The sequence below is a fragment of the Microbacterium sp. H6 genome (assembly GCF_003314775.1).
Classification (GTDB): domain Bacteria; phylum Actinomycetota; class Actinomycetes; order Actinomycetales; family Microbacteriaceae; genus Microbacterium; species Microbacterium oxydans.
Window position 1 is genome coordinate 1 of the sequence record NZ_QOAY01000227.1, and the last position, 3,399, is coordinate 3,399.

Here is a 3,399-nt window from a genome sequence, read left to right on the forward strand (position 1 = left end):
CATCCGCCCCGCCGTCTCGACCGCGCGTGGCGCGATGACGGTCATGCGATCACTCCTGCTCGGCGTCCAGTGCCGCCTGCATCTGCTCGGCGAGGTCCTGGAGACCCTCCTCCGGGGCGACCGCCCCCGACCATACCTGCGAGAGCACCTCGCTCTCGATGCTCGTCCAGGCCGACGTGTTCTTCGATGCCGGGTAGGGGACGGCGTCGTCGAGCGCGTCGATGTAGACCTGCAGGTCGTACTGCGGCAACGCATCGACCCACGCCTGCTGGGTGCCGTCGAAGGCGGGGATCACGGTGCCGGTCTCGGCCTGGATCTTCGCCGCCTGCTCGCCGGAGGCGAACTCGGCGAACTGCTTGGCCTCGGCGAGGTGCGCGCTCTTGGCATTGGCGACGTTGCCGACGCCGTGGATCACGCTCTGGTTGCCTTCTGCTCCGGCGGGAAGCGGGGCCACGTCGACGCTGCCGCCGATGTCGGCGTTGTCCGCGTAGGCGATAGCCGCCCACGATCCGTTCTGGAACATGGCGACCTTGCCGGAGAGGAAGAAGTCCTCGGGGTTGGTGTCGGTCATCTGCTGCGCCGTTGGCGACGATCCTGCGGCGATCAGGTCGGTCCACAGCTCGATACCGGCGAGCGCCTCGGGCGACCCGTAGCCGCTCTTTGTGCCGTCGGCGGAGATCACCTCACCACCGGCCTGTGCGATCGAGTTGTAGAAGTTCTCCTGCCCGTACTGGCTTGCCGCGACTCCGAACTGCCCCGTGGCAGGATCGGTGAGCTTCGCGGCCGCGGCGGAGAAGTCGTCCCACGTCCAGCCCGCCGACGGATATCCCACTCCGGCCGCGTCGAACAGCGCCTTGTTGTACCAGAGGGCGACGGTGTCGAAGTCCTTCGGTGCCCCGTAGAGCTTCCCGTCGTAGGTGTAGAGGTCGATCAGGCCCTGCGGGTAGTCGGCCGCGTCGATCCCGCCGTCGTCGAGGGGGGCGAGCTGACCGTTCGAGGCGTACAGCTGGAAGTTCGGACCGTTCATCCAGAACACGTCGGCCGCCGAACCACCGGTCGCGGCAGTCTGCAGCTTGGTGAAGTACTCCTTGTACGGCGTGACCTGGATGTCGATCGTGACGTTCGGGTGCTCCTTCGTGAACGCCGCGGCGATGTCCTCCATCGCAGGCTTCTGGTTCTCGTCCCAGATGGCGTAGCTCAGGGTGACCTCGCCGTCCGAGCTCCCTCCCCCGGTTCCGGACGAGCAGGCGCTGAGGGCGAGAACGGCTGCGGCTGACGCGGCGATGGCGCCGAGAGCGCGGCGGGTCGTACGGGGCATCGGTGTCTCCTTCGACAGTGCACGGTGCGCGGATTCACGGTTGTTAATCGTTTAGCGCTAATCGATTAACAAGGAGAGTACCCCGAGGTTGACACCCCCGCAACCATCGAGTCGTTCGAATCGCGCGAATGGTCCGATCGCCGGGGGGCGGATGCGCGATGCGGGAAGGCCCGACGACTACAGAACGGAACCGAGAGCCAGACCGAGAGCCGCGGCGAGCAGACCGAGCAACAGCATCCCGACCGCGTTGAAGGCCGACGCCGGGCGCTCTCCGTCACGCCACAGGGCGACCGTGTCGAGCATCGCCGTGCTGAAGGTCGTGTACCCACCGAGCAGCCCCGCCCCGAGGAGGAAGGCCGCGTCGGGCAGCGCAGTGGCGACGACTCCGAGCGCGAACGAGCCGCTGAGGTTGACGAGGAGGATGCCCCAGGGGAAACGGCGGCCCGTGAAGCGGGCGACCCCGAGATCGACGAGGTAGCGCAGCACCGCGCCCACCCCTCCGGCGAGCGCTGCACCGATGAAGAGGAGCGGACTCACGATGCCCCTCCCGCGCGCGGCCGACCGAGACGCAGTCCCAGAGCCGCCGCGGCGAGCCCGAGCGTGAGACTGCCGACCGCATAGGCGACGGCGATGACAGGCGCGTCCGCCCACAGGGAGAGGGTGCCCGTCATGAAGGCGCTGTAGGTGGTGAAGCCGCCGAGCACGCCGGTGCCGAGCGCGAGTCGGAGCTCGGCTGTGGCGGGCAGGCGCGCGGCCAGCAGTCCGATCAGGAGGGCCCCGAGGACGTTGGCGACCAGCACGGCCACGGGGAAGCCCCCGACATCCGGCAGCATGAGCCCCAGCCCGAGCCGTGCCGCAGTTCCCGCCGTGCCGCCGGCGGCGACCAGGAGGATGCGGCGAAGGTTCACGTCCGCCACTGTAGTCGCCGCCTGACAGCGGACCGTCCGGATGTCAAGGCGGTGGATACCGGGATGCGCGCCGCGTTGACTGAGCGCATGAATCCCCTGTGGAAGTTCGACCGGACCCTGCCGACCGGAACACCTCTCGAGTCCGGCGCGCGCCATGACGTCGTGATCGTGGGCGCGGGGCTCACCGGGCTCTCGACGGCGGTCATGCTCACCAGAGCGGGCCTCGACGTGGCGGTGATCGACGCCGGCGGGATAGCCGAGCTCGCCAGCGGTGCGAACACCGGAAAGCTGTCCCTGCTGCAGGGCGCGCAGCTCGCGACGATCCGTCGACACCATCCGGCAGAGCTCGTGCGCGCCTACGTGGATGCCAACCGCTCGGGAATGGAATGGCTGCTCGCATTCGCCGAGCTCTCGGGTGTTCCGTTCACCCGCCACACGGACCATTCCTACGCCCAGGGCCCTGACGGCATCGACACGGTGGACGAGCAGCATGCCGCCGCTCGTGAGGCGGGTCTGCCTGCCAGGGTGCTGTCGCCCACCGAGCTCCCGCCCACCCCGTTCCCCGTGGCGGCCGCAGTGGCGCTGGACGATCAGGTCGCCATCGATCCCGTCGCCGTCGCGGTGGCGCTGGCCGCGGAGCTGCTCGCCTCGGGCGGGACTCTGCACACAGGCGTCAGGGCGACGGGGACCAAGGCGTTCGCCGGGCGCGTCGACACCGCACAGGGACCGCTCTTCGCCGAACACATCGTGCTCGCGACCGGCACGCCCATCACGGACCGCGGGCTCTACTTCGCCAAGGTGCGGGGGCTCCGGTCGTACTGCGTGTCGTTCCGCGTTCCCGGCGATGTGCCGGAGGGCACATTCCTCTCGGTCGACAGACCCACCCGGTCGATCCGTCCCGTGACGGTGGCGGATGGCCCAGGCAGCGGAGCCCGGCTCGTGGTCGGAGGCAACGGCCATCCGGTCGGCCGGTCCGACAGCGAGGCGGCAGCGGTGGAGGACCTCGTCGCCTGGGCGCAGCTGCATTTCCCCGGTGCCGAGGAGACGCATCGGTGGTCGGCACAGGACTACGAGTCGCACGACCTCATCCCGTTCGTCGGGTCGATGCCCCGTGGCCTCGGCCGCATCCGCTTCGCGACCGGCTACGCCAAGTGGGGTCTGTCCAATGCGCCC

Annotated in this window: 4 protein-coding genes; 1 reads left to right on the forward strand and 3 read right to left on the reverse strand. The window is 69.3% G+C overall.

Annotation, left to right across the window (positions count from 1 at the left end; genetic code table 11):
* Positions 1-49 precede the first annotated feature (49 nt).
* The 3 genes from DSP71_RS14750 to DSP71_RS14760 form a co-directional block, all read right to left on the reverse strand.
* A complete protein-coding gene (locus tag DSP71_RS14750) occupies positions 50-1,318 on the reverse strand; it encodes a sugar ABC transporter substrate-binding protein (protein WP_113681461.1) in 1,269 nt (422 codons plus the stop codon).
* Between the two features lie 177 nt (positions 1,319-1,495).
* Positions 1,496-1,855 carry a CrcB family protein gene (locus DSP71_RS14755; RefSeq protein ID WP_113681462.1) on the reverse strand — a complete coding sequence of 120 codons (360 nt, stop codon included), beginning with the start codon at positions 1,853-1,855 and terminating at the stop codon, positions 1,496-1,498.
* Positions 1,852-2,226, reverse strand: a complete 375-nt coding sequence (locus DSP71_RS14760; RefSeq protein WP_113681463.1) for a CrcB family protein — start codon at positions 2,224-2,226, stop codon at positions 1,852-1,854. Before DSP71_RS14760 ends, DSP71_RS14755 begins: the two co-directional genes overlap by 4 nt.
* Positions 2,227-2,313: 87 nt before the next feature.
* Between DSP71_RS14760 and DSP71_RS14765 the strand changes: the two genes are divergently transcribed.
* Positions 2,314-3,399, forward strand: a 1,086-nt coding sequence (locus DSP71_RS14765; RefSeq protein ID WP_147251328.1) for an FAD-binding oxidoreductase, incomplete at its 3' end; no start/stop codon positions are given.